The organism is Corallococcus sp. Z5C101001 (assembly GCF_007352635.1).
In the GTDB taxonomy this organism is placed as follows: domain Bacteria; phylum Myxococcota; class Myxococcia; order Myxococcales; family Myxococcaceae; genus Corallococcus; species Corallococcus silvisoli.
Genome location: NZ_VKLU01000010.1, coordinates 200,637 through 223,815, shown reverse-complemented (window position 1 = coordinate 223,815; position 23,179 = coordinate 200,637). Strand labels below are relative to the sequence as shown.

The 23,179-nt window shown below is 69.7% G+C and carries 19 protein-coding genes and 1 tRNA gene; 4 read left to right on the top strand and 16 right to left on the bottom strand.

Translation table 11 applies throughout. The annotated features are described in order from the left end of the window. Nucleotides 1-56 precede the first annotated feature (56 nt). The 3 genes from FOF48_RS23315 to FOF48_RS23305 form a co-directional block, all read right to left on the bottom strand. The gene (locus FOF48_RS23315; RefSeq protein WP_143904968.1) at nucleotides 57-455 is read right to left on the bottom strand and encodes a hypothetical protein; all 399 of its coding nucleotides are present in this window, start codon (nucleotides 453-455) and stop codon (nucleotides 57-59) included. A gap of 308 nt (nucleotides 456-763) precedes the next feature. Continuing rightward, complete coding sequence (locus FOF48_RS23310; protein ID WP_186002042.1) at nucleotides 764-1,351, bottom strand: imm11 family protein; 588 nt, start codon at nucleotides 1,349-1,351, stop codon at nucleotides 764-766. Between the two features lie 9 nt (nucleotides 1,352-1,360). After that, a complete protein-coding gene (locus FOF48_RS23305) occupies nucleotides 1,361-2,653 on the bottom strand; it encodes an AHH domain-containing protein (RefSeq protein WP_143904967.1) in 1,293 nt (430 codons plus the stop codon). Nucleotides 2,654-2,842: 189 nt separating this feature from the next. Between FOF48_RS23305 and FOF48_RS23300 the strand changes: the two genes are divergently transcribed. Then, a complete protein-coding gene (locus FOF48_RS23300) occupies nucleotides 2,843-3,469 on the top strand; it encodes a hypothetical protein (RefSeq protein WP_143904966.1) in 627 nt (208 codons plus the stop codon). Nucleotides 3,470-3,605: 136 nt separating this feature from the next. Here the strand turns inward: FOF48_RS23300 and FOF48_RS23295 are convergent. Further along, a tRNA-Thr gene (locus FOF48_RS23295) sits at nucleotides 3,606-3,681 on the bottom strand. Between the two features lie 298 nt (nucleotides 3,682-3,979). Between FOF48_RS23295 and FOF48_RS23290 the strand changes: the two genes are divergently transcribed. Then, nucleotides 3,980-5,530 (top strand): Glu/Leu/Phe/Val dehydrogenase, encoded by a 1,551-nt coding sequence (locus tag FOF48_RS23290; protein WP_143904965.1) that lies wholly within the window; start codon nucleotides 3,980-3,982, stop codon nucleotides 5,528-5,530. A gap of 80 nt (nucleotides 5,531-5,610) precedes the next feature. Here the strand turns inward: FOF48_RS23290 and FOF48_RS23285 are convergent, their stop codons facing one another. After that, on the bottom strand, nucleotides 5,611-5,970 hold the full coding sequence (locus tag FOF48_RS23285) for a PilZ domain-containing protein (protein ID WP_014396384.1): 360 nt from the start codon (nucleotides 5,968-5,970) through the stop codon (nucleotides 5,611-5,613). Between the two features lie 187 nt (nucleotides 5,971-6,157). Between FOF48_RS23285 and FOF48_RS23280 the strand changes: the two genes are divergently transcribed. Continuing rightward, entirely contained in the window at nucleotides 6,158-6,793 is a 636-nt protein-coding gene (locus FOF48_RS23280) for a DUF6066 family protein (protein ID WP_143904964.1), read from the top strand. 19 nt (nucleotides 6,794-6,812) lie between these two features. Here the strand turns inward: FOF48_RS23280 and FOF48_RS23275 are convergent, their stop codons facing one another. The 6 genes from FOF48_RS23275 to FOF48_RS23250 all read right to left on the bottom strand — a co-directional run bounded on the left by FOF48_RS23275 (nucleotide 6,813) and on the right by FOF48_RS23250 (nucleotide 13,001). After that, entirely contained in the window at nucleotides 6,813-8,336 is a 1,524-nt protein-coding gene (locus FOF48_RS23275) for a trypsin-like peptidase domain-containing protein (protein WP_143904963.1), read from the bottom strand. Between the two features lie 86 nt (nucleotides 8,337-8,422). Then, the gene (locus FOF48_RS23270; RefSeq protein ID WP_143904962.1) at nucleotides 8,423-9,019 is read right to left on the bottom strand and encodes a nucleotide exchange factor GrpE; all 597 of its coding nucleotides are present in this window, start codon (nucleotides 9,017-9,019) and stop codon (nucleotides 8,423-8,425) included. 83 nt (nucleotides 9,020-9,102) lie between these two features. Beyond that, complete coding sequence (locus tag FOF48_RS23265; RefSeq protein ID WP_120533571.1) at nucleotides 9,103-9,351, bottom strand: RNA polymerase sigma factor region1.1 domain-containing protein; 249 nt, start codon at nucleotides 9,349-9,351, stop codon at nucleotides 9,103-9,105. Between the two features lie 106 nt (nucleotides 9,352-9,457). Continuing rightward, nucleotides 9,458-11,503, bottom strand: coding sequence for an ATP-dependent zinc metalloprotease FtsH (gene ftsH, locus FOF48_RS23260; protein ID WP_370456606.1), 2,046 nt, complete (start codon nucleotides 11,501-11,503; stop codon nucleotides 9,458-9,460). Nucleotides 11,504-11,652: 149 nt separating this feature from the next. Continuing rightward, complete coding sequence (locus tag FOF48_RS23255) at nucleotides 11,653-12,591, bottom strand: hypothetical protein (RefSeq protein ID WP_143904961.1); 939 nt, start codon at nucleotides 12,589-12,591, stop codon at nucleotides 11,653-11,655. 2 nt (nucleotides 12,592-12,593) lie between these two features. Beyond that, nucleotides 12,594-13,001 carry a (deoxy)nucleoside triphosphate pyrophosphohydrolase gene (locus FOF48_RS23250; RefSeq protein ID WP_143904960.1) on the bottom strand — a complete coding sequence of 136 codons (408 nt, stop codon included), beginning with the start codon at nucleotides 12,999-13,001 and terminating at the stop codon, nucleotides 12,594-12,596. Between the two features lie 193 nt (nucleotides 13,002-13,194). Here FOF48_RS23250 and FOF48_RS37785 point away from each other — a divergent pair, with 193 nt between their 5' ends. Beyond that, nucleotides 13,195-13,581, top strand: coding sequence for a multiprotein-bridging factor 1 family protein (locus FOF48_RS37785; protein WP_370456602.1), 387 nt, complete (start codon nucleotides 13,195-13,197; stop codon nucleotides 13,579-13,581). 47 nt (nucleotides 13,582-13,628) lie between these two features. Here the strand turns inward: FOF48_RS37785 and FOF48_RS23240 are convergent, their stop codons facing one another. From FOF48_RS23240 to FOF48_RS23215, 5 genes are all read right to left on the bottom strand, one after another. Beyond that, nucleotides 13,629-14,498: a MaoC family dehydratase gene (locus tag FOF48_RS23240; protein ID WP_143904959.1), complete on the bottom strand. Its 870-nt coding sequence runs from the start codon at nucleotides 14,496-14,498 to the stop codon at nucleotides 13,629-13,631. 145 nt (nucleotides 14,499-14,643) lie between these two features. After that, nucleotides 14,644-16,026 carry a sigma-54-dependent Fis family transcriptional regulator gene (locus FOF48_RS23235; RefSeq protein WP_255442564.1) on the bottom strand — a complete coding sequence of 461 codons (1,383 nt, stop codon included), beginning with the start codon at nucleotides 16,024-16,026 and terminating at the stop codon, nucleotides 14,644-14,646. A gap of 57 nt (nucleotides 16,027-16,083) precedes the next feature. Beyond that, nucleotides 16,084-17,838, bottom strand: a complete 1,755-nt coding sequence (locus FOF48_RS23225) for a hypothetical protein (RefSeq protein WP_143904958.1) — start codon at nucleotides 17,836-17,838, stop codon at nucleotides 16,084-16,086. Between the two features lie 184 nt (nucleotides 17,839-18,022). After that, the gene (locus FOF48_RS23220; protein WP_143904957.1) at nucleotides 18,023-20,260 is read right to left on the bottom strand and encodes a hypothetical protein; all 2,238 of its coding nucleotides are present in this window, start codon (nucleotides 20,258-20,260) and stop codon (nucleotides 18,023-18,025) included. 315 nt (nucleotides 20,261-20,575) lie between these two features. Further along, nucleotides 20,576-22,957 (bottom strand): FdhF/YdeP family oxidoreductase, encoded by a 2,382-nt coding sequence (locus tag FOF48_RS23215; RefSeq protein WP_186002041.1) that lies wholly within the window; start codon nucleotides 22,955-22,957, stop codon nucleotides 20,576-20,578. Between the last annotated feature and the right edge of the window lie 222 nt (nucleotides 22,958-23,179).

Genomic DNA, 23,179 nt, shown 5'->3' with positions numbered 1-23,179 from the left:
TCTACCGGCGGCGCGGGGAGCCTGCCTCTCGGGTCGGGTCATCGCAGCGGGTCCGCTCACGGCGGGTTGACCACCACGTACGTCATCTCACCGCCGGTGTGGCGCGGCTGGTACCAGATGCCTCCACAGTTCTGGTAGGCGATGTTGCGTCTGACGACCGTGGTGCACGCGGAAGGAAGCGTGCGCACCTCCGTGCCGACGGCGATTGCCCCCGCGGTCCGCGCGACAGGGTGGTGGTAGCGATCGAAGTTGACGTCCACGTCGCGGTGAACCTCCACGTCGCGGTGATCATCGCGGTGGACGTCGACGTCGCGCTGGACGTTCACGTCGCGGTTACGGTCGACGTCCGTGTTCACGTACGTCCGCGACGTATCGTCGACCTCGCCCGCATGGGCCGTGCCCGCGAGCAGCCCCAGCGTCAGGATGAGTCCCTGGAAGATTCGAGTCGTGCGCATGATGTCCACCCGCTGCTGGCCGCAGCACCCATTACCGTGAAGCTGATGACGCACAGCCTTGACGCAAGGCCCGAGGTCCAGGGTCAAGCCAGGAACAGGGCGCACCGGTGCAAGTGGCTGTGAAGGCAGGCGTCCCGCCTGCCGCCCGCCGCCTCGCACAAACAATCGCAGTCCGCGATGCCCCAGGCATTCACAGCGGAATTGCCAGGAGGCGCGAAGGAGGCAGGCGGCTATCCTCTCGCATCTTCGCCATCAGCCCCAGGTGCGCCACCTGGAGGACGAACTCCATGACACCTTGGCTTCGAACGTCAGTGAAGTTCTTGCGGTTCGGTCACACGCTCGAACGACACTCCTAGGTCCCCTACCCCTTCGAGTGCGTTCTTGACCTCCTCCGAGACAATGAACGCCGTCTTGAACTTCTTCAGCCGGAAGACGTGCGCGCCCTCGGTCTTCAACGGATCGATGCGCAGTCCGTAGATCCAGTTGTACTCCCCAGGGTAGTCAGTGGAGGGATCGTCCTCGTCATAGTGATGCACCTCCCGGCATCCTGCCTCGTCTATGGCATCAACCACCTTGATTGCATTGACGACAAAGTACCGCTCGGACTCTCCCTCCACCGTCACCGGAAACAGTTGGACGTCATCGGGAGCCAGTGTTTGGAAGACGTTCGCGAGTGCTTCGCTGACGATAGGCGTGCGTTCAACCCCTCCAAAGACAAAAGCGCGCTTCGTGCCCGGATGTGAAACCTGAGATTTGATGGAGCCAGGGTCTGGAAGAACATGCCCATCTGTGAACAGCCAAGGTTCGTCGAACTCTTCGCCGGATGTCCGCGTGGGCGTCTCAATGAGCCATCGAGGCATGTCAGCCAAGCCAACCCAATAAAAGTTCCGTTCCACCCTACCCTCCTACTTCACGATGAAGCTGCGCAATTCCGAGCCCGGCGCAAGCAACTCGTCTGCAATACTCGCGAGTTCCTTCAGCAAGCTGGCCCGGCAGCTCTCCGTCGTTCTGCACCGCCCAACAGAACGCTCAAGACGAGTCATCACCTGATTGTGATAGAATTCGGGGTGAGGCCCCTCGTGCCCATTGAGCCGCACCTTGTTTGCTGCATCCTCAAGGGTCATCCCAGCCTTCTTGAAAATCCTCTCGCACTCTGGCGTCCAAGGACCGCCTGAAGCAGGCGAAATCGGGTTCCTGCTCGTGCAAATGTGGTGAACCGGCCCCCCAGCATCGCCCGGAAACCGCCCCTCTCCGTACATCGCAAGAGTCTCAGCAGCCCCCGGAGCCAGCGCCACGTTGAGCACTCCAGCGGCGGGCATCGCGATGGACGACACCCCACCGTTCAGCGCCGCTCCGAGCTGGAATCCCGCCTCGGCCTCCGCGCGAAGTGCCGCCTGGGAGAAGCCCGGGAGCCTGGGCCCCTGGGACGCCATCGCGCTCTTTCCACCGAGGGCCGCGGTGACAAGGAGCACCAGGACGCGCGTGCCGTTCGTGCCGAGCACCTTCCCGAAGCGATGGCCGATGTCCTGTAGCTCGATGACGCTCATTGCCTTCCCCGAGTCATCCCACAACCTCACGAAGCCACGCCCTATCTCCCAGACTGGAATCACGCCCAGGTAGGCCACCATCGCCGCCGTCAACGCCACCGCGATGACCTTGGTGACGGGCTCGGGCAACGCCATCGTGAGGAGCACGGTCAGCGCCGCCGACGTCAGCATGGCCTTGAGGACGACCGGATTCAGGACCTTGCCGACCTCCACCTCGACGCTCTCCCAGACGGTATCGAGCGCGAAGGATAGCGCCATCAACGTCCGGTCCTTGCGCGAGAACGTCAACCCCGTACCGCCTACCAGCGTCAAGCACTCGTCGCCATCCGGGCAGATGCGCGCGCACAACGACTCTGGCGACCCGCTCGCGCCTGGGTCCGCGAGGCCATTGGAGGATGCGAGCAGGCTCCTGGACCGCACCCACCCTCGCTCATCCGCCTCTTCTGCCGCACGGAAGGCAACATCCATCCGCATGTCCAGGATGAGCTGCGTAAGGGCAGCCTTGAACTCCACCTCGTTCACCTCGACTGGGTCGACGTCCACCGATTTGTGAATGACTCGCTGGCCACTCCCGGTATCTATTTGGACAACACGAGTAGTCGCACACCCCGACACAATCAGCAGCAGAGAAGCTACTGCAACTGGCTTCATACGATCCCCCCGAAGGTGCCCCCTTGAAATCAGGAGGCACGGAATTCTGACTTTGGGGCCTGACAGACTCAATGGAGCTCACTTAGCTTCTCCTACTGCACATATCCCTTCCCCTTCTCCTCACCTGTCGGGTTGTACTGTACTCTGGCCACTGGACTCCTGAACCCGGTTCGCCAGTAGATTCTCTCCATGACCTCCTACAATGCCGGCGAGCTCTTCGCTGAGATTGAGCGCGTCGTGAAGTCGGAGCTCCCCGTCGAGGAAGGACTCCTGCGGATCATCCAGTACTGCGCGACAGCGCACCCTCATCCAAACTGGGCTGCCCTGCGGACCCTGAATGCTGCGGGCGATCTCCGGCAACTCCAACAATGGCTCGAAACCATCATGCGGACGATGCCGCCGCCAGCGCCCATCACCGGCCTATGGTTCGGCCTCTTCAACCCGACCATGGAAGATCGCGTGACGGCGGACCTCCACCTCATCGGGGCTCCCTATGACGCGATGGACTCCCAATGGCTGTTTCGGCAGCGGTGGGGCAAGGGTACGCCCTACGCAAGCTCCACAGTCCTCGACTCCATCTACCAAGTCGCCTACGGGAACGAGGATGGCCTCGGGAACGATGCCGAATACCCCCTGGCACTGGCGTACGCCGCACTCGCGGTCCGGCATCTCGCACAGCTCATCGGCCCGACGATACTCGGGGATGCCGCCCAGCGAGTCCTGCACGTTGGCTTCGACTCCGGCGACTTCCTGTGTATCGGCGCAATCCGGAAGAACGGCCTCGTCTTCTCTCGAAGCAGCGCGGTGATGGCCTGATGGCGCGATCTCCAGCGCGCCAGTCTCTTCAGTGAGTGCTCGGCATGGGCGCCCTTCGAGCCGGAGGCCACAGGCAACCCAATGGCAACAAAGAAAAAGGGCTTGGGTGCCAGAAGCACCCAAGCCCTTGATTTCCTGGAGCCGACATCCGGATTTGAACCGGAGACCTACTGATTACGAATCAGTTGCTCTACCAACTGAGCTATGTCGGCGCACCGAAAGCGGCGCGTAAGTACCACCCGCATCCGGGCCCGGCAAGCAGTTTCTCCGCGCCCACCGCCAACCCGGTCGCCGCCCCCGCTTCTTTCACCCAGAAGCCCTGACATGCATGACACAGCGCATCTGTCGGGGTGACACACCGCGTCGGCTAAGTACCCGACTTTTCTCTATTATTTGGAGAAATGGGGCGGCTCCGCAGCGGTTGAACTCGCGGGGCGGCTGTGCACATAAGGGCCCGGCTTTCCCCAGCGGCCCCCATTCCAGGTGGGCCCCCAAGGAGCACGTTCCATCATGGCCAGCGAAGAGACTTTCATGCGCGCCCCGGCCCCTACGCCCAAGCGCACCATCTACACGGAGGCGATGGAGATCTTCCACTTCGCGGCGGATCTCATCGGCCTGGACAAGCGGGTGCGTCTGGAGCTCGAAGAGCCCGACTACGAGCACATCTTCTATGTCACCGCGAAGCTGAAGGACCGCCTGGTCCCGCTCCTCCCCGAGGAGGCGAAGTCCTTCGCGGACCTGTCCGTCACCCAGGTGCGCAACCCCGAGGGCCTGGAGCGCCTGGCCAACGGCAACATCATCCTCAACGGCCGCGCCCTGCTGGGCTCCGACGTCGCCATCCGCCACGGCCACCTGCGCCTGCCGGACGGGCTCGTCTACCAGCTGGTCCCCGGTGAGTCGCAGCGCTTCAAGGCCTACCGCGTCCAGCACAACCAGGCCCGCGGCCCGTACAAGGGCGGCCTGCGCTACCACCGCGAGGTCTCCCTGGATCTCTTCAAGGCGCTCGCCGCGGAGATGACCTGGAAGACGGCCATCGCGGAGGTGCCCTTCGGCGGCGGCAAGGGCGGCATCCAGCTGGATCCGCGCGAGTACGGCCGCGAGGAGATCGAGGCCATCACCCTGCGCTTCATGTACCGGCTCAAGAGCCTCATCGGGCCGAACATCGACATCCCGGCGCCGGACGTGGGCACCAACCCGGAGATCATGGCGCTGCTCTACCGCCAGTTCTCCGACGGTGAGCGCGAGCGCCACAACCTGCGCGGCATCGTCACCGGCAAGGACGTGCGCATCGGCGGCTCCGAGGGCCGCGGCAAGGCCACCGGCCAGGGCGTCGCCTTCTGCATCGAGGACTACTACGCCGACCGCGGCGAGAGCGTGAAGGGCAAGACCTTCGTCATCCAGGGCTTCGGCAACGTGGGCAGCCACGCCGCCATCATCCTGGGCAACATGGGCGCCCGCCTGCTCGCGGTGAACGACGCCGACGGGTCCATCTTCAACGGCGACGGCATCGACGTGAACGCCCTGGCCGCCTACGTGGCGGACCCCAAGAACCTCAAGCGCTCCGTCGTGGGCTTCCCCGGCGCCCAGCGCATCGAGAAGAAGGACCTCTGGGACGTGCAGGCGGACATCCTCGTCCCCGCCGCCCTGGGTGGCGAGATCACCGCCGACGTCGCCGAGCGCCTCAAGGTGAAGCTCATCGCCGAGGGCGCCAACGGCCCCACCACTCCGGAGGCCGACCGCGTCCTGCAGAAGCGCGGCATCGAGCTCATCCCGGACATCATCGCCAACGCCGGCGGCGTGACGGTGTCCTACTACGAGTGGATCCAGAACAAGCGCATGGAGCGCTGGAGCGAGGCGGAAGTCGACCAGCGCCTCGAGCGCGCCATGAAGCGCAACTACCGCATCATCCGGGACATCTCGCGCAACCAGCCGCGCAAGACGGAGATGCACGATAGCCGCCCGTACTGCATCGGGAAGACGGTGGACAGCCGCTGCGCCGCGATGATCCTCGCGCTCAAGCGCATCGAGGCCCACTACCTCCTCGAGGGCTTCTCGCAGTAACCGGCGCGTCCCAACCGCCGTCACACACCCGGGGCACGGTGTCTTCCCTCACGAGGGGAAGGGCCGTGCCCCGCGGTCTTTCAGTGCATCACCCGCTCACGGTCCACCAGCAGCAGCGGCGCGTCATCCATGGTCTCGTAGGCCACGATGCGCAGCCCCACCCCGCGGCTGTTGCCCGGCCGCCCGTCCTTGCGGCCGAAGGCCAGCGCCACCTGGTAGCGGACCTCGCACAGGCACGTCATCTCCGTGCCGTCCTCGCCCGCGAACGTCACCTTCAGCTTCTCGCCCAGCCCCAGCGAGTCGCGCACCTCGATGAACATGCCCCGCGCGCTGATGTTGCGGCCAATGCCCCGCATCATCCCGTCCTGCGTGGACAGATACACGGTGAAGATCTTGTCGAAGCGCAGGTGGGAGCGGCGTTCCTGGGGCTGCGTGTTCATGCGGGGAGGGCTCCGAAACAGGGGGTGACAGGGGCAAACTACACGGTAGCCAGATGTAGGCAACTTCTTCACCTACATCCACCCTGACACACCACGCCACACGCATGGGAAAGCGCTGCCCCCGGCGCGTCGGGAGTGGCAGCATCCGAGGGGCCGTCATCCCCCTATTTCCCGGGAGTTCCTCTCCGTGAACCGCATCCTGGCCGCCGCCTTTGCCCTCCTTGTGCCCACGCTCGCCCTGGCCGACGTGGACTCGCGCTTCGCGAAGCTGCGCGACGAGTCCGAGCCCCTGGGCGGGCTGGGGGCCTTCCTGGAGAAGTACGTGGGCGAGTGCGACGGGGCGCTCGTGGAGCCGCAGTGCAAGTCCCAGGCGGAGGCCTTCCGCAAGAAGTACACGGGCAAGCGCCTCTACATGATCATCACCGAGGACGACGCGACCATGCTGGCCGCGGGCGACTTCAACCCCAGCAGCAACGACTACACCATCAACATCACGCCCTTCTTCGGGGGCGGGAAGTACGCGCTCACCCACGGGGCGCCGAAGAAGACGGACTCGCAGGGCAACCCGGTGCTGAACCTGCTCACGGTGAGCGGCACCGCGCCGAGCATGTGGAACGGTGGAACCTTCCAGCGGGTGTTCACCTCCCGGGGCGTGCGCGCGCAGGTCGTCTTCACGCCGCAGAGCGTGTGGACGCTGCCCAAGAAGGGCGGCGGGAAGATCTCCGGCGTCAACGCCCGCATCGAGGCCATCCTCGTGACGGAGGGGCGCACCGGCGGACAGATGGGCCTGTGGATCAACGGCAAGGACGCGGCCGCGAAGTAGCGCGGCCCCGCGGGCAGGCTCAGCGGGCGATGGCGATGTACTGGAGCGCGTCGCCCCGCTGCACCCGCAGGAGGATGCTGGCCCCGGCGCTGCCCCGCTCCAGGGCGGCCTTCACCGCGGCGGCGTCCTTCACCCGGCGGCGGTTCACCTCCGTGACGACGTCGCCCGCGCGCAGGCCGGACTGCTCCGCCGGGCTGCGCGGCACCACACCGGACACGAGCGCGCCCAGGAACGCCTCGTAGCCCAGGGGCGCGGCCACCTCCGGCGTCAAATCCCGCAGCACCAGCCCCAGGTCGTTCGCGTTGCTGCCGCCCCGGTTGGCCAGGCCCTCGGTGGCCTCCTGCGCGGGCCGGGCGACGAGCCGGACCGACACCTCCTGGGTGCCCCCCTCGCGCAGCAGCGTCAGCTTCGCCTCCGTGCCCGGCGCCAGGAGCGCCACCTTGCGCAGCAGCTGGAGGTAGCTGCCAATGGGCCGGCCGTTCACCGCCACCAGCCGGTCGCCCGGGCGGATGTGCGCCGCGGCGGCGGGGCTGCCCCGGTAGACGTCCTTCACCACCGGCGCCGTGGCGGTCGCGTCCGCGCCGTCCTCGTTGATGACGACGCCCAGCCACCCGCGCTCCAGCTTGCCGTTCTCCCGCAGGTTGGGCAGCAGGTCCTTCACCAGGTTGATGGGCACCGCGAAGCCGATGCCCTGCCCCTCGCTGATGATGGCGGTGTTCACGCCAATCACCTCGCCCTTCATGTTGAAGAGCGGGCCGCCGGAGTTGCCGGGGTTGATGAGGGCGTCCGTCTGGATGAAGTCGTCGAACTGGCCCACGCCCAGCACGCGCTCCTTGGCGGAGATCATCCCGTGCGCCACCGAGTGGTCCAGGCCGAACGGGTTTCCAATGGCCACCACCCAGTCCCCCACCTCCAGCCCGTCCGAGTCCCCCAGGAACACCGCCGGCAGGCTCCCCAGCCCCGCCCCGTTCAGCCGCAGGAGCGCCACGTCCGTGGACGCGTCGCGGCCCACCACCTCCGCGGGGAACTCGCGGCCGTCCGCCAGGCGCACGGACACCTGCTGCACGGGCACCTCGCGGGGGCCGTCCTTGCTGGCGGTGACGCCGCCCGGGTCCAGCACCGGGCCCTGGGCGTTGGCCACCACGTGGTTGTTGGTGACGACGAGCCCGTCGGGCGTCAGCACGAAGCCAGAGCCGGTGGAGCGCTTCACCGCGCCCGCCACCGCGCCGGGGCCCACCGTGGTGATGTTCACCACGCCCGCCTCCACCGCGCGGATGAGCGGCGCCAGCGACGTGGGGGGCGTGAAGCGCGGCAGGCCCGAGTAGCCCGCGGGGCGCTCGCGCCAGAGCGAGGACACGCCCGGGGTGGCGGGCTCGCTCGCGGGCAGCGGGGCGGCGAAGTAGGCGATGTGCTCGCGAACGCGGGCCTGGAGCCAGGGCGTGAGCGGATCCTCGGCGGCCCCCGCCACCGGGGCGAGCGCCACCACGCAAAGGATGCTGAGCAGTCGGACGGACACGGGGTGGCAGCTTACACGGCGGGCCATGACGTCAAGGCCCAACAGACCGGCGGCCACGCCCCTTCCCCGCTCACGCCCACCCGGACCCGGGCGGGCGCGGAGGCGCGGGGCCCTCAGGCCTGGGCCGGGGCCACGTACCGGGCCACCTTCACCCGGGCGGGACGGATGACGCGGTCCTTCAGGCGGTAGCCCGCGCGGAACTCGGCGACGACCTTCTGGTCGTCGTCCTGCACGGGCGTCACCTCCATGTCCGCCGCCTCGGCCACGTTCGGGTCGTAGGGGCGGCCCACCACCTGGATGCGCTCGATGCCGGTGGCCTGCGCCTTGGACAGCAGGCTGTCGCGGATCATCCGCACCCCCTGGGCCAGGGGCGAGGCGTCCTGGTGGCTGGCGGCCATCGCCAGGTCCAGCTCGTCGATGGCCTCCAGCAGCGTGCGGGCCACGTTGCCGCGCTCCACGTCGAGCATCCGCTCGCGCTCCCGCGTCAGCCGCTGCTTGAACTCCTCCCGGTCCTTGGTCAGGTCCTGGAGCCCCCGCGCCAGCTCGTTCACCCGGCGACGGGCCGCCTCCAGTTCCTGCTGGAGCCGCGCCACCTCGCCGTCCTGCTCGGCTTCGGCCGGGGCCTCGGCGGAGACCACTTCAGCCTCCTCGGTGGTGTTGGCGGAGGCCTTCGCCTCCGGGGTTTCGTCGCTGCTGGGATTTCCGGCCATTGTCGAACCTGCGCAGGGGTTGAAGGAAGCGGACCTCGATGAGCGGCGCGAACGTAACCGCGAGGGCGGCCCTGTCAACGCGCCTAGTGATTGGACGGAGCCGAGGGCGGTGCCTCGGCCATGAAGCCGTGATCGACCTGCCCCGTCACCTCATCGATGATTTCCACCTGCGCGGCTCGGAGGGAGTAGTAGAGGAGCCACCGCTCGGCGGCCGTCAGCGTCCCCGGAGGCAGCGCCTCCTCGATCTCCTGCACCGTGAGCCGGCCATCCTTCAGGCCCTTGGCGAACAACGACTTCCGCGCGACGTAGCTCTTCCCAATCCGGTTCTCCACGGCGACGCCTCCTTGTCGACCAAAAGTAATTTCGCCCACCGGCCACCGCAGGCTGGCGGTGGATCCGATGGGCGAAGGACTGCCCGGAGAGCAGGCAGGCGCCCCTCTAGGAGTCGAGCTTGCCTTCCGCGTGCTGCGTCGGCGGAACGGTGGGCTCCGACTCCGTGCCGCCCACCGGGTGCGCGGAGATAACGGTGCGCGCCTCCGGGTGCAGCAGTCCGCGCTGCGCGTACACCTTGGGCCCCAGGATGGTGATCATCGCCTCCTCCTCGATGACCTCCGTCGCCAGCAGCCGCGCGGCCAGGGCCTCCACCTTCTCGCGGTGGATGTTGAGGACCTCCCGGGCGCGGTCCAACGCCTCGGAGACCATCTTGCGGACCTCGTCGTCGATCATCCGCGCCGTCTGCTCGGAGTAGCTGCGCGACTCCGGCAGGCCCGCGGACCGCAGGAAGCCCGGCCCCTGCTCACCGCTCAGCGCCACCGGCCCCAGCGTGCTCATGCCGTAGTCGCGGACCATCATCTTGGCGATCTCCGTCGCCTGCTTGATGTCATTGGAGGCGCCCGTGGAGACCTCGCCGATGAAGATCTCCTCCGCGGCGCGGCCCCCCATCATCCCCGCCATCTTGTCGCGCAGCTCGTCCAGCGACATGAGGTAGCGGTCCTCCAGCGGCAGCGACATGGTGTAGCCCAGCGCCGCCAGGCCTCGCGGGATGATGGACACCTTCGTCACCCGCTCCGCGTACGGCAGCATCCAGCCCACCACCGCGTGGCCCGCCTCGTGGTGCGCGACGATCTCCTTCTCGCGCTCGTTCATGCGGCGGTTCTTCTTCTCCAGCCCCGCCACCACGCGCTCGATGGCCTCCTCGAAGTCCGCCCGCATCACCGCGTCGCGGTTCTTGCGCGCGGCGAGCAGCGCCGCCTCGTTCACCACGTTGGCCAGGTCCGCCCCAGCGAAGCCCGGCGTGCGCGAGGCGATCTGCTTGAGGTCCACGTCCGGGCCCAGCTTCACGCCCTTGGCGTGGATCTCCAGCACCCGCTCGCGGCCGCGCTTGTCCGGGCGGTCCACCAGCACCTGCCGGTCGAAGCGGCCCGGGCGCAGCAGCGCGCTGTCCAGGATCTCCGGGCGGTTCGTCGCCGCCAGGATGATGAGGCCCGCGCGGCTGTCGAAGCCGTCCATCTCCGCGAGCAGCTGGTTGAGCGTCTGCTCGCGCTCGTCGTGACCGCCGGCCACGCCCGAGTTGCGGCTCTTGCCAATGGCATCCAGCTCGTCGATGAAGATGATGCACGGCGCCTTGGCCGTGGCCTGGGCGAAGAGGTCGCGGACCCGCGCCGCGCCCACGCCCACGAACATCTCCACGAACTCCGAACCGGAGAGGTTGAAGAAGGGCACGCCCGCTTCACCCGCGACCGCGCGCGCCAGCAGCGTCTTGCCCGTGCCCGGAGGCCCCACGAGCAGCACGCCCTTGGGGATGCGTCCGCCCAGGCGGCGGAACTTCTCCGGCGTCTTCAGGAACTCGACGATTTCGCGAAGCTCGTCCACGGCCTCGTCCACGCCCGCGACGTCCTTGAAGCCCACGCCGGTGTCGTTCTCCGCCTGCACCTTCGCGCGCGTCTTGCCGAAGCTCATGACGCTCTGCGGGCCCTGGCCCATGCCGCCGGACATCCGGCGCATCATGAAGCTCCAGAAGAGGATGAGCAGGCCCATGGGAATGAGCCAGATCCACAACACCTCGCTGAAGCTGGACTGCGGCACGGCCTCGAACTGGATGCCCTTCTGCTCCAGGAGCGGCACCAGCCCCTCGTCGCCGGGGACGCGGTAGGCCATCCACGGCAGGGCGCTGGGCTCGCTGCGCAGCGTTCCGCGCTCGCCCGGGGGCGGTTGGGCGTTGTCCTTGAGGAAGCCCTTGACCCACTCGTTGGAGATCTGCACGCGGCTGAACTGGTTGTTCTCCACCGCGTCGCGAAGCTGGCTGTACGACACACGGCGGACGCCCGCGTCCTGAAACACGTTCCGGAACAGCAGGAACCCCAGGACGAGCAGGAGGATGTAGCCCAGTGGTGAGCCGAACTTGAACCCACCTTTCGTGGGTGTTGGCTTGTCGCTCTTCTTTCCGCGCGGGCCCATCCCCGGCGGCAGGTCCTGTGGCTTCATCGTCGGCACGCTCGCCCTCCCCCTCCCCCGTACACACCGACACCATGTCGTGTGACGGTTCCCTCAGCCGGCCAAAGATGGTCACCCCCGCCAAGCCGTCAACCGCAGGGCGTGACAGGGCGACGACGAAGGCGTGCCGGACTGTCCACTCAGCGGCAGTCCACGCGCACCAGGGGCTCCCCTGTGAACTCACTGCCCAGCAGATAGCCGCGGCCGTCCTGGAGAAAGGTGACGGCCTCCGCCTGGGCCTGGCTCGCGCCGGGGACCTCCACCACCTGCGCCTGGATGAAGTCCTCCAGCCGCTTCGCGCCCGGGCGGCGCAGCTCCCAGACTCGGGTGTACGTGCGCACCAGCAAGCGCTCGCCCGAGGGGTGCAGCGCGGCGGCGGTGGCCAGGCGGTCCACGTCGTCGGGCACGCGCAAGGTGCCCAACCTGGTGGCCGTGCCCGTCGCGCCTGGCTTCAGGCCCTCCACCGCGTAGAGGTCGCCCAGCGAGGCGCGCGTCTTCGTCAGGATGGCGATGCGGCCGGAGCGCTCGTCGATGATGAGCGACTCCGCGTCGTGCGCGCCGTCCGCGTACGTGAAGGCAAGCGTCTCCACCGGGAGCGTGGCATCCACGAGGGTCTGGGGCTCCGCCACGCGGAACAGGCGCACTTCCTTGCGCCGCTCGAAGTTGTCGCCGGTGTCCGCCAGGTAGACGCAGGGGGTCTTGTCCCCCGGCGCGCACGGGCCCACCGCCACGTCCTCGATGTCGCGCGGATCCGCGCCAGTGAGCGTCAGCGTGGCCTTCACCGCGCCGGTCTCATCCAGGGCGAACAGCGCGAACGCGTTGTTGGAGTCGTTGTGAGCCCAGAAGATGCCCGGGTGGAGCTGGCTCGCGGCCAGCCCCGACAGCTCGGGCACCTGCCGGGGCACGGTGCCCGTCTTGCGCCCCTCCGCGTAGAGCACGCAGCCCTCCATCCCCAGGGCGGGCACCTGGAGCATCCCGGCGTCCGGCGCGTTGGCGGCGGTGGGCGTGGGGCGGGCGCTGGAACAGGCGGCGGACAGGAGGAGGCCCGCGACGGCGAGCAGGCGCGAAGACGGGCGCACGGTCAGTGGTCCAGGTCCAGCAACCGGGCCAGCGTCTTGGCGTCCGCGTCGGGGAAGCGGTACTGCCCCATTTCCTCCAAGGACACCCAGCGGTGGTCGTGCACGCGCAGGTGGTGGATCTCCGCCTCCGGCCGGCTCAGGCGGCAGCGGAACACCCGGAAGTCGATGTCATAGGTCGGGTACTCGTGATGGGTGTGCATCACCTGCTCGAGCACCTCGATCTGAACCCCCATCTCCTCCTGGAGCTCCCGGGCGAGCGCCACCGCGTCGTGCTCCCCCTCCTCCACGCGACCGCCAGGGAACTCCCACATCAAGGGGAGCGACGCGGTGGGGGGACGCTGGGTGATGAGGTAGTGACCCATCTCGTTCTGGAGCATCGCGCCGACGACTCGCACGTGACGACGGGTCATTCACTTCTCCTCGATTGGGGTCCCAAAGATGGACGACAGGGAGCGGCGGCCTAACACAGGCCCCGCCCGGCGCCAATGCGCAAGGCCCCCTTAGCAGGCAGCGTGCGCATGCCCGGGACGCGCGGCCACCCCCATTCCGCCCCACCCTCCAGGGTAGGCCGGAGCCTTCCACGCGTCGGGAGCCCGCGCGGGAATGGGGCCGCGGCGGGGACCGGGCCTGGGGGTGGCGAGCTGTTGGGGACTTCACGCCTGGAGGGATCCGCCCCCTGGGGGGCCCACCGTCCATGAGGGGTGCGTGTGGGATTCAAGTGACGCGAGGGCCGGATGGCGCCATGCTCGGGGAATGACACAGAGTCGGAGAGAGCGGGCCGAAGCGCTTGGCGCGGCGCTGAAGGCAGCGCGGCAACAAGCGGGGCTCTCCATGGAGGAAGTCGCCGAGCATCTGGAACTGGGCGTGGAGGTCCTCGCCCGCGTCGAGCGAGGGGTGATGGTCCCCACCATCCCCACGCTGAGCCGGCTGTGCGCCCTGATGAAGCTGGATCCAGACAGCCTGCCGGACCTGCCGGAGCTGAGTGACTGACACGCCTGGCGGGCCGCCCTCCGGCCCGCCGGCGTGTCGCCCGCGCCTCAGCCCAGCCGCCCCATCAGGTGCGGCTTCCCGTCCTCCGACATCACCCGGAACGCCACGCCCGCGGACTCGCGAGCCGTCTGGAACGTCACGCGGGATGGAAGGAAGAGGGGCTTCTTGAACTCACACTCCAGGGCCAGCGCGTCCGCGTGGGCCACCTCGCCCAGCTCCGCCACGCAGCGCGCGAGCGTCCACATGCCGTGCGCGATGGCGCGAGGAAAGCCAAAGGGCTTCGCGCTGAGGCCGGTGAGGTGGATGGGGTTGTAGTCGCCGGAGGCCCGCGCGTAGCGGCGCCCGGTGTCGGCGGGAATCGCCCAGGGGGCGGGCCGGCTGGAGGCGAAGCGCGCGTCGACGGGCGGAGGCGCCTTGCGCGGGGCCTCCGCGTCCTTCTTCACGGCGTGACGGCGCAGCAGGGTGCTGACGGCCTGCCACAAGAGCTCCCCGGAGTCCTCCGCCTCCACGCGCGTCAGGAGGTCGAACTCCTGGCCCGCGGGCACCTCGCGCAGACCGTCGAAGCGGCAGGACACGGTGAGCGCGGCGGTGTCCGGCAGGCGGCGGTGCTGCTGGATGCGGTTGCGCACGTGAACCGTGCCCAGCACCGAGTACGGGAAGTCGGGCAGGCCCAGCAGGCCCAGGTGCAGCGGCGTCACGAGCACCTGGGGGTAGGTCAGCGGCAGGAAGCCGTCGGCGTCGAAGCCGCACGCGGCGCGGTAGCGCTCCAGCAGCACGGGGGACGCACGGCAGCCGTGCGCCCGCAGGGTCATGGCCGGAAGGGTCGTGCCCCGGGTCTTCCCGAAAGGAAGTGCCGCGCGCAGGAGCGCGGCGGGCATCGCCGGGAGCGAGTGCAGGTCGAAGATGGGAGCGGACATGAGGGGGATTCTCCGCCACCTGTCCGCTCCCCACGCGCGAAAAATCGGCTCAGCGGATCGCGAAACCCCAGGTGTAGGGAACGCCGCGATACTGGCAGGTGGTGCCGTTGCTCCTCGCCTCCACCCGCCCGGCGCGAACCAGACCTCAGCTCTTGAGCCCGTGGCGGCGCAGGAGCCGGTAAAGATAGACGCGGTCCATGTCCGCCGCCGCGGCGGCCTGGGAGACCTTGCCTCCGTGCAGCCTGAGGAGCGCTTCGATGTAGTCGCGCTCGAAGGCCTCCAGCGCCCGGCGACGGGACTCCGCGTACGTCAGCGAGGCGTCGACGGCGCGGGGGACCGGCGGCGACAGGGACCCCGCGTCGGGGGCCGGAGGCGGCAGCGCACTCTGGAAGACGAGGCAGCGCTCCAGATGGTTGCGCAGCTCACGCACATTGCCTGGCCACGCGGCGTGCTGGAGCCGGGTGAGGAAGTCCGGCGCCGTCAGCGTCGCCATCTGCTCGGGCGTGGCGCCCAGCCCCGCGAGGATGCTCTCGACGATGAGCGGGATGTCCTCCGGCCGCTCCCGCAGGGAGGGAATGGGGATGCCCACCACGGCGAGGCGGAAGTAGAGGTCCGCGCGGAAGCGGCCCTCCCGCACCTCCGCGCGCAGGTCGCGGTGCGTGGCGGCGATGACGCGCACGTTGACCGCCTGATAGGTGTTGGAGCCCAGCCGGCGGATCTCCCGGTTCTCCAGCACGCGCAACAGCTTGGGTTGCAGCTCCGCGGGCAGCTCCCCAATCTCATCCAGGAAGATGGTGCCGCCGTCGGCCTCCTCGAACGCCCCCACGCGCCGCTGGATGGCACCGGTGAAGGCCCCCTTCTCGTGGCCAAACAGCTCGCTCTCCAGGAGGTTGGCCGGGAGCGCGCCGCAGTCCACGACGAGGAAGGGCGCCCTCGCGCGCGCGCCCTCGCCGTGGATGGCGAGCGCGGCGCGGCTCTTCCCCGTGCCCGTCTCCCCTTCCAACAGCACCGTGGCGTTGCTGGCCGCGGCGCACGCCATGCGCTCGAAGCTGGCCCGCGCCGCGGCGGACGTGGCCACCAGCTCCCCGAACGCCGTCCACTCCGGCAGCGCGTCCTTCCGTGGCGACAGGAGGGTCCCCGCGCGCTCTGGGCGTGCCGCCGGCTCCGCCCCTGTTGGCTTTCCCGAACGCACCTCGCCGTGCTCCACCTCCGGGCCCGTCCGCGAACCCGAAAGCGACGCGTCATGCTCCGCGAGCGCCCCCGGCTCCGTCGGCGACCGCGGGCCCCCCGGATGGAGTCCCGCGGGCGACAGTCCATCCCCCTCCACCGGCTCCACGACGACCTCGGTGGGGGCGTCGTCGCGCGGACCCCGACGCGGCGGCAGGTAGCCCAGGCTGGAGCCGGTTCGCGCCTGTGCCCGCGACTGACGCCACCGCACCCCGTCCACGAGGGTCCCCGGACGCTCCTCCTGAACCCGCGCGCGCGCGCCCTTGCGCTCCGCCTTCACCTCGCAGTGGAAACGTGACACGGCGGACTCCTCGTTCGACAGGTTCATGGACCGGGGCACGGTGCGTCGCGACAGCGCTCAGTAGGCGCGCAGGATCTTCAGGCGCCAACCCTGCGGCCACAGCTCGTCGTAGCGGCCGCGGTAGCTGCTGTAGCTGGCGTCGTACCACTGGGTCTCACCCGTGGTGCCCGGCTTGAAGACCGCCGTGTAGAAGACCTGGCCGTTGACCACGTACGGCTCCAGCATCTTCAGGCGCCAGCCCTGCGGCCAGAGCGAGTCATACGTCGCGCGGTACGACGCATACGTGGCGCCGTATGTCTGGATTTCGCCCTCCGTGCTCGGGCGCCACACGGCCGTGTAATACGTCTGCCCATTCACCACGTAGGGCTGGATCAGCTTCAGGCGCCAGCCTTGCGGCCAGAGCGAGTCATACGTCGCGCGGTATGAGGCATACGTGGCGCCGTACGTCTGGAGTTCGCCCTCCGTGCTCGGGCGCCACACGGCCGTGTAATACGTCTGCCCGCTCACCACGTAGGGCTGGAGCAACTTCAGACGCCAGCCCTGCGGCCACAGCTCGTCGTACTTCGCCTTGTAGGTCGCGAACGTGGCGCCGTAGAGCTGGATCTCGCTCTCCGTGCTCGGGCGCCACACGGCGTTGTAGAGCACCTGCGTGCCCACCACGTAGGGCTGCAGCGTGTGCAGGCGCCAGCCCTGCGGCCAGAGCTGATCATACTTCTCGCGGTAGTCCGCGTACGTGCGGGCGTAGACCTGGATCTCCGACTGCGTGCTCGGCTCCCACACCGCGGTGAAGGTGCCCGGGAGGTTGGGCACGCCCACGTCCGTGTACTGGGTGATGCGGCAGGCGGAGGTGTCGGGCAGCGGCACCTCGGTGCGGCGCAGCGCACAGGCGCGGATGGCCGCGGCGGAGCTGGCGTTGGCGGCGTCGTAGTACGTGGAGCCCGGCGTCATCCAGATGGGTGAAGCGGGCGAGTGCGGGTTCTTCGCCACCTCCGACGTCGCGGTCGCGCGGATGCCCAGGTCCAACGCCACGCCATCGTCGTCGCCGAACTGGTTGCTGGTGCCCATGCGGTGGCAGCCCAGACAGGCATTGCCGGCGACCTCCACCTTGAAGGCCTTCCACGACGCGAAGTCCGCGCCGATGAAGCGATAGGGCTGGTCGCGGTTGGCGCCATAGTCCCCCGCGCCCGGCAGCTTGTTCACGCCGGTGAGCTGCGTCAGGTACGGCGAGCGGACGAAGGGGCCGTTGTCATGGCAGCGCACGCAGCGGATGCCCGCGGTCTGGGTGGGCGTCAGCCAGTTCCACCCCCCCGTGCCCTTCGAGGGCGCCTTCACGGCCGCGCCGTAGAGCGTGCCCAGCGCCTGGTAGAAGCAGGTGGCGCCGGTCTTCTTCTGGGTCTGGATGACGGCGATGTCGCCGTAGTAGTTCGTCGCCTGCCCTTGCTTGCGGCAGTGCGCGACGATGGCCACGTCCGCCGTGTCCACCAGCACCTGGAAGCGGCTGCCCGGATCACACTCCTGGTTGAGCCGGTTGGGCCGGTCACACTTGCCGTTGACGTGGTTCGTCGTGGGGACGAGCGTGCCCAGATCGCAGTTGAAGTCTGGCACCGTGGCGCCGATGGCCGCGTCGCACCTGGCCGCGTACTGCTCCAGCGTGTCCGACAGGGCCGACGACTGCTGCGCGAGGACGGGCTCGCTGGACGGCGAGAGGAGCCGGTGCTCGGCGTTCATCCCAGCGCCCTCACCGCAGCCCCCCAGCCCGACGGTCACGGCAAGGCCCAGCAGCGCCCATGCGGCGCGCAATGGAGTCTTCATGATGGATGCCTCTCGCTTCCCTGGAGACACGGCGCGCGGCGCGCGTGGAGGCATGCATCCCGTCAGCGGACGGATGGATCTGGCTCCAGAGCCCCCGCCCCGGACGTGTTCCCGCACCCCTCATCCGCCTTTACGCCGGGGCTTCCAGATATTCCCGAGCAATTCCCCGGGCCATTTCCGCGGGTCAGCGCACCGTGAGGTCCACCACGAACTCCGCGGCGGAGTCCCCTTCACAGGCGGCCGTCACCACGTCGGGGCGCTCGTCACCCACCCAGAGGCCCAGCACGTCGTACACCAGCCACTGCGCCAGGGACCGGGACGCGCCCTGCACCGCCTCGCGGGGCACGCCAGACAAGGCGCCCTGCGTGTCCATCAAGGCCCGCGCCAGCCGCGCGGGCACCACCCAGCACTCGGAGCGCACGAAGGCGGGCACCAGGAAGAGGCAGAACGCGGCCTCGGTGTGCGCGAGCAGCGCGTCCAGGCGCTCGCGGCCCAGACGGAAGCCGGGCAGCCACTGGCCCTCCCCGCGCTGCTCCAGCTTCGCCACTGGCACGCGGACGACGCGCCGGGTGCGCACGAAGCCCTCGCGCTCCACCGACACGACGATGGCCACCTCCGCGGCCCCCTCGCGGGGCGGCGAGGGCTGGCGGCGGACGGCCATCGCCAGGGACAGCGGCGGGGACCTCCCCGGGCCCAGCAGCGATTCCAGGTCCACCCGCACGCGCTCCAACTCCGAGCGCAGGCCTTCCAGCAGGCCCGCGACCAGCTCCGAACACTCCTCGCGGAAGCGCTCCGGGTGGCGCTGGGCGGCCTCCGCTTCCACGCGGCCCACCGCGCCCACGAGCAGGTCCTCCAGGTCGCGGTCGCGCAACCACGTGCGGCCGCCCACGGGCACCGCGCGCGTCGCGTGCAGGTGGCGGAGGGAGGCGGTCAGCGTCGCGGGCTCCGTGGCCTCCACCGGCGCGGGGGACTTCCCCTGCCCTGCCCCGGCCTGGAGCCAGGACTGGAGCGCGCGGGCGCGGAAGCGGGCCCGAGGCGACGGGTGCTCCAGCATGCGGCGCACCAGCCGCCGGTCCGTGGCGGTGCGCACCAGGGCCAGCGTCGCCAGCTCCGCCTCCGAGGAGGCCTCGTCCGGCGCGCACCACAGCAGGAACTCGATGGCCGCCTTGCGCAGCACGGGCTTCTTGCCCATGCGCTGAGCCACCTCCGCCCGCCACGCCACCAGTCCGTCCAGGCCAGGACGCGCGGCCGTGCGGAAGCGCGGCCACATCTCCGCGCACTCCTCCGCCAGCCACACCAGGTGCGTGAAGCCGGGCAGCGCCGCCAGCTTCGCGCGGGCGCGGGTGCGCCGCTCGAAGGCCTCCGGCACGCCCCTCCGCACGGACGCGCGGAACAGCCGCTCCTCCAGCCACAGCAGCGCGAGCGCCAGCGCGGGCTCGTTCTTGCGCATCGTGCCGTGGCAGTGGTCCAGCACGAAGCGCGCGTGGCCCAGGTCCGCCGCCGTCTCGAAGTCGCTCTGCACGAGCGCGCCCAGCGCCCCGCGCAGTCCGTCCACCGGAGGCGCGTCGAAGAGCGTGAGCAGGTCGCAGAGGTTCTCCACCACCGCGGGCGGTCCCCCCACTTCCACGGTGCGCGCCAGGAGGAGCCCCGCGCGCGAGCACCAGTCCGGCTCCTTGCGCCCGTTGGGGTAGCACGCGAGGAAGCCGCGCATGCCGCTGCGTCCGTCCGGCGACGTGGCCAGCGCGAAGAGCCGCTCGCCCAGCACCTCGCTCGCCTCTCGCCACGGGACGCGGGCGGCGCGGGTGCGGATGAACTCGGAGAGCCGGTCGCGCCCCTCCTCGCGCGTGTCCGGCAGGAGCGCGCGCAGCTGCTCCAGGAGCCCCACTGACTTCGGCCCCGCGCCCAGCACCTGCTTGAGGTCCACCTCCACCGCGTCCTGGAAGCGCAGCGCGCGGCCGTCGAAGGTGCACGGCACGCCGCGCACCAGCGCCGACAGCGCGTCCGGGTGGCGCTTCAGGTAGCGCGTGAGCACGGTGGACAGGGCCGCGTCCGTCTCACGCTGGATGCGATCCGCGCCCTCGGAGTCCCCCGCCTCGCGGAGCGCGCTCACCGCGTCGCGCTGCCGCGCGAGCAGCTGCTTCAACAGGCCCGGGGGCGGCTCCGCGTAGGGCCAGAGCAGTTCACTGCACGTGGAGAGGAGGAACAGCAGCTCGCCCGGGGTGCGCTCCCCGGGGGACAGCCGCTCCCACGCGGCGGCCTGGGCCCGCGTGCGCTCCTCCAGCGAAGCACCGCGCACCCAGCGGGCGAAGTCCTCGCGCCAGTCCGCGCTCGACGCCACGGCCTCCAGGGGCGCCGCCGCGGCGACGCGCGCGTGCAGGGCCTGGAGCGAATCCGGCCAGCTGGCTTCAACCGACGGCGACATGGGACCTCGACCAGCCTACCTGAACCTCGCGATGGCTCCGAGCGTGGGTCTCCTCGAGGCGGCCCACCGGGCCCAAGGAGCGCGCCCCCGGCGTGAGCCCCTGTCCCTCACGCGGGCCGCACGCCTGTGCCCCCATGAAGCGGAACCCGGAGCCAGCGCGATGCAGGCCTGCGCCCCTCCGGCGGCTGCACGCATGTGCCCCCGCGAACCGGAACCACGACCCAGCGCGATGCAGGCCGGTCCCCTCGCGGCGCATCCAAGCACGGGCCCTCGCGGACCCAGGCCCGGCGCCCAGGGCATGCGGACACATCGGACTCACCCGGGCCTCGCGGCCGTGGCGGGAACCAGGGCCCCGGCCTCCGGAGTCGGCGCAACGGTGATGACGACGGACTTCGACGTGGGCGTGCGGCTCTTCTCCGCGAAGCTGTCCACTGGCACCAGCACGTTCGCCTCGGGGAAGTACGTGGCCGCGCACCGGCGGGGGATGTTGTACGGCACCACCAGGAACTCGCGCGCCACCCGCGTCTCCCCCTGGAAGTGGCTGGTGAGATCCACCCGCTGCCCGGCCGTCAGTCCCCTTGCCTTCACGTCCTCCGGATGGAGGAACACCACGCGCCGCCCCTGGCGGATGCCCCGGTAGCGGTCGTCCAGCCCATACACGGTGGTGTTGTATTGATCATGCGAGCGCAGCGTCATCATCAACAGCTGCCCCGGCTCCAGCGCGATGCGCGGCATCGTGTGCACGGTGAAGTGCGCCTTGCCGTCGCGCGTCGGGAAGCGACCCTCGCGAGGGCCGTTGGGTAGCGCGAACCCGCCGGGCGCTCGCACGCGGCGGTTGAAGTCGTCGAAGCCCGGGATGCAGCGCTGGATGAGCTCGCGCACGCGATCATAGTCCTCCACCAGCGCGAGCCACGGCACCTGGGAGCGCGCCCCCATCACCGCGTGCGCCAGCCGGGCCACGATGACGGGCTCGCTGAGCAGGTGCTCGGACGCGGGCGCCACCGCGCCGCGCGACGCGTGCACCATCCCCATCGAGTCCTCCACCGTGACGAACTGCCGCCCCGCGGCCTGCACGTCGTGTTCGGTCCGCCCCAGGCACGGGAGGATGAGCGCGCGCTTGCCGTGGACCAGGTGCGCGCGGTTGAGCTTGGTGGAGACGTGTACCGTGAGCCGCGCGCGCCGCAGCGCCCGTGCCGTGAACTCCGTGTCTGGCGTGGCGGACAGGAAGTTGCCCCCCAGCGCGAAGAACACCTTCACCTGACCGTCGTGCAGGGCCTTGAGCGTCCCCACCGTGTCCAGGCCGGTGTGCCGCGGCGGAGCGAAGCCGAACTCCCGGGCCAGCGCGTCCATGAACTCCGGCTTCGCGTGCTCCCAGATGCCCATGGTGCGGTCGCCCTGCACGTTGCTGTGGCCCCGCACGGGGCACACGCCCGCCCCCGCCTTGCCGATGCTGCCGCGCAGGAGCGTCAGGTTGACCACCTCCTGCACGTTGCCCACCGCGTTCCGGTGCTGGGTGAGCCCCATGGCCCAGCAGAAGATGGTGCGCTCGGAGCGCGCCAGGATGTCCGCCGCCGCTTCGAGCTGCTCGCGCGGCACGCCGCTCTGCTCCACGACGTCGTCCCATGACACCGTGGCCAGGTTCGCCGCGTACGCGTCGAAGCCCGCCGTCCGCCCCTCGACGAAGGCCCGGTCCACCACCGTGCCCGGCGCCTTCGCCTCGCGCTCCAGCAGCGCCTTGCCCAGCCCCTGGAGCAGCGCGACGTCGCCGTTGATGCGCACCTGGAGGAACAGCTTGTTGAGCGCGGTGCCCGGACCGAACAGGTGCAGCACCTCCTGCGGGTGCTTGAAGCGGTTGAGCCCTGTCTCCGGCAGCGGGTTGACGCTGACGATTTCACAACCCCGGCGCGCGGCGGCCTGGAGCGCCGTCAGCATGCGCGGGTGGTTGGTGCCCGGGTTCTGCCCGATGACGAAGATGGCCTGCGCGTGGTCGAAGTCCTCCAGCGTGACGGAGCCCTTGCCAATCCCCAGCGTCTCCGTGAGGCCCGTGCCGCTGGACTCGTGGCACATGTTGGAGCAGTCCGGCAGGTTGTTGGTGCCGAACTGCCGCACGAACAACTGGTAGAGGAACGCGGCCTCGTTGCTGGTGCGGCCGGACGTGTAGAACGCCGCCTCGTCGGGCGAACCCAGCGCGTTCAGCTCCTCCGCCACTAGCGCGAACGCCTCCTCCCATGACAGGGGCTCGTAGTGGGTGGCGCCCTCCCGCAGCACCATCGGGTGCGTCAGCCGCCCCGCCTTGCCCAGCCACAGGTCGGACTGCTCCGCGAGCCGGGCCACGCTCCACTGGCGGAAGAACTCCGGCGTCACGCGCTCGCGCGTCCCCTCCTCCGCCACCGCCTTCGCGCCGTTCTCGCAGTACTCCTGCACCGACCGGTGCGACGGATCCGGCCACGCGCACCCCGGACAGTCGAAGCCGTCCTGCTGGTTGATCTTCCAGATCAGCTTCCCGCCGCGCCACGGGCCCGCTTCGCCCAGCACATGCTTGAACGCGCTCAGCACCGCGGGCACGCCGCCCGCCACCGTCTTCACCGGGCCCACATCCGGCGGCCGGACCTCCAGCGGCGGCTGGGCCGAGGGCACCGCCAGGACATCCCCAGCCCCGTCCCCGTCGTCCTCTCCCTGTCGCGGCGCCTGATCCATGTCCCACCTCTTCTTACGAAAGCGGACTCTACCGCGCCTCCGTCGCCCCGACAGGCCAGGGGCGGAGCACGCCACTCCCGGCATCACCCCCAGGCAGCTACTACAAGTTCAACGACACCAGCGGTGTGTTCCACCTCAGCGCCTCCGTGGACGCGCGCAAGGACTGCTGACGCGGGGCGTCCAGCCGCTCCCGGGCAGGCGAGCCTGCACGGCATCCCCCCG

Bases quoted from the DNA above. Each gene is read 5' to 3' on its own strand.
- FOF48_RS23270 (WP_143904962.1), bottom strand. From the start codon at position 9,019: ATGGCCGGAAATCCCAGCAGCGACGAAACCCCGGAGGCGAAGGCCTCC.
- FOF48_RS23290 (WP_143904965.1), top strand. From the start codon at position 3,980: ATGGCCAGCGAAGAGACTTTCATGCGCGCCCCGGCCCCTACGCCCAAG.
- FOF48_RS23275 (WP_143904963.1), bottom strand. From the start codon at position 8,336: ATGGCCCGCCGTGTAAGCTGCCACCCCGTGTCCGTCCGACTGCTCAGC.
- FOF48_RS23215 (WP_186002041.1), bottom strand. From the start codon at position 22,957: ATGGATCAGGCGCCGCGACAGGGAGAGGACGACGGGGACGGGGCTGGG.
- FOF48_RS23315 (WP_143904968.1), bottom strand. From the start codon at position 455: ATGCGCACGACTCGAATCTTCCAGGGACTCATCCTGACGCTGGGGCTG.
- FOF48_RS23240 (WP_143904959.1), bottom strand. From the start codon at position 14,498: ATGTCCGCTCCCATCTTCGACCTGCACTCGCTCCCGGCGATGCCCGCC.
- FOF48_RS23220 (WP_143904957.1), bottom strand. From the start codon at position 20,260: ATGTCGCCGTCGGTTGAAGCCAGCTGGCCGGATTCGCTCCAGGCCCTG.
- FOF48_RS23285 (WP_014396384.1), bottom strand. From the start codon at position 5,970: ATGAACACGCAGCCCCAGGAACGCCGCTCCCACCTGCGCTTCGACAAG.
- FOF48_RS23225 (WP_143904958.1), bottom strand. From the start codon at position 17,838: ATGAAGACTCCATTGCGCGCCGCATGGGCGCTGCTGGGCCTTGCCGTG.
- FOF48_RS23305 (WP_143904967.1), bottom strand. From the start codon at position 2,653: ATGAAGCCAGTTGCAGTAGCTTCTCTGCTGCTGATTGTGTCGGGGTGT.
- ftsH (WP_370456606.1), bottom strand. From the start codon at position 11,503: ATGAAGCCACAGGACCTGCCGCCGGGGATGGGCCCGCGCGGAAAGAAG.
- FOF48_RS37785 (WP_370456602.1), top strand. From the start codon at position 13,195: ATGGGGCCGCGGCGGGGACCGGGCCTGGGGGTGGCGAGCTGTTGGGGA.
- FOF48_RS23300 (WP_143904966.1), top strand. From the start codon at position 2,843: ATGACCTCCTACAATGCCGGCGAGCTCTTCGCTGAGATTGAGCGCGTC.
- FOF48_RS23250 (WP_143904960.1), bottom strand. From the start codon at position 13,001: ATGACCCGTCGTCACGTGCGAGTCGTCGGCGCGATGCTCCAGAACGAG.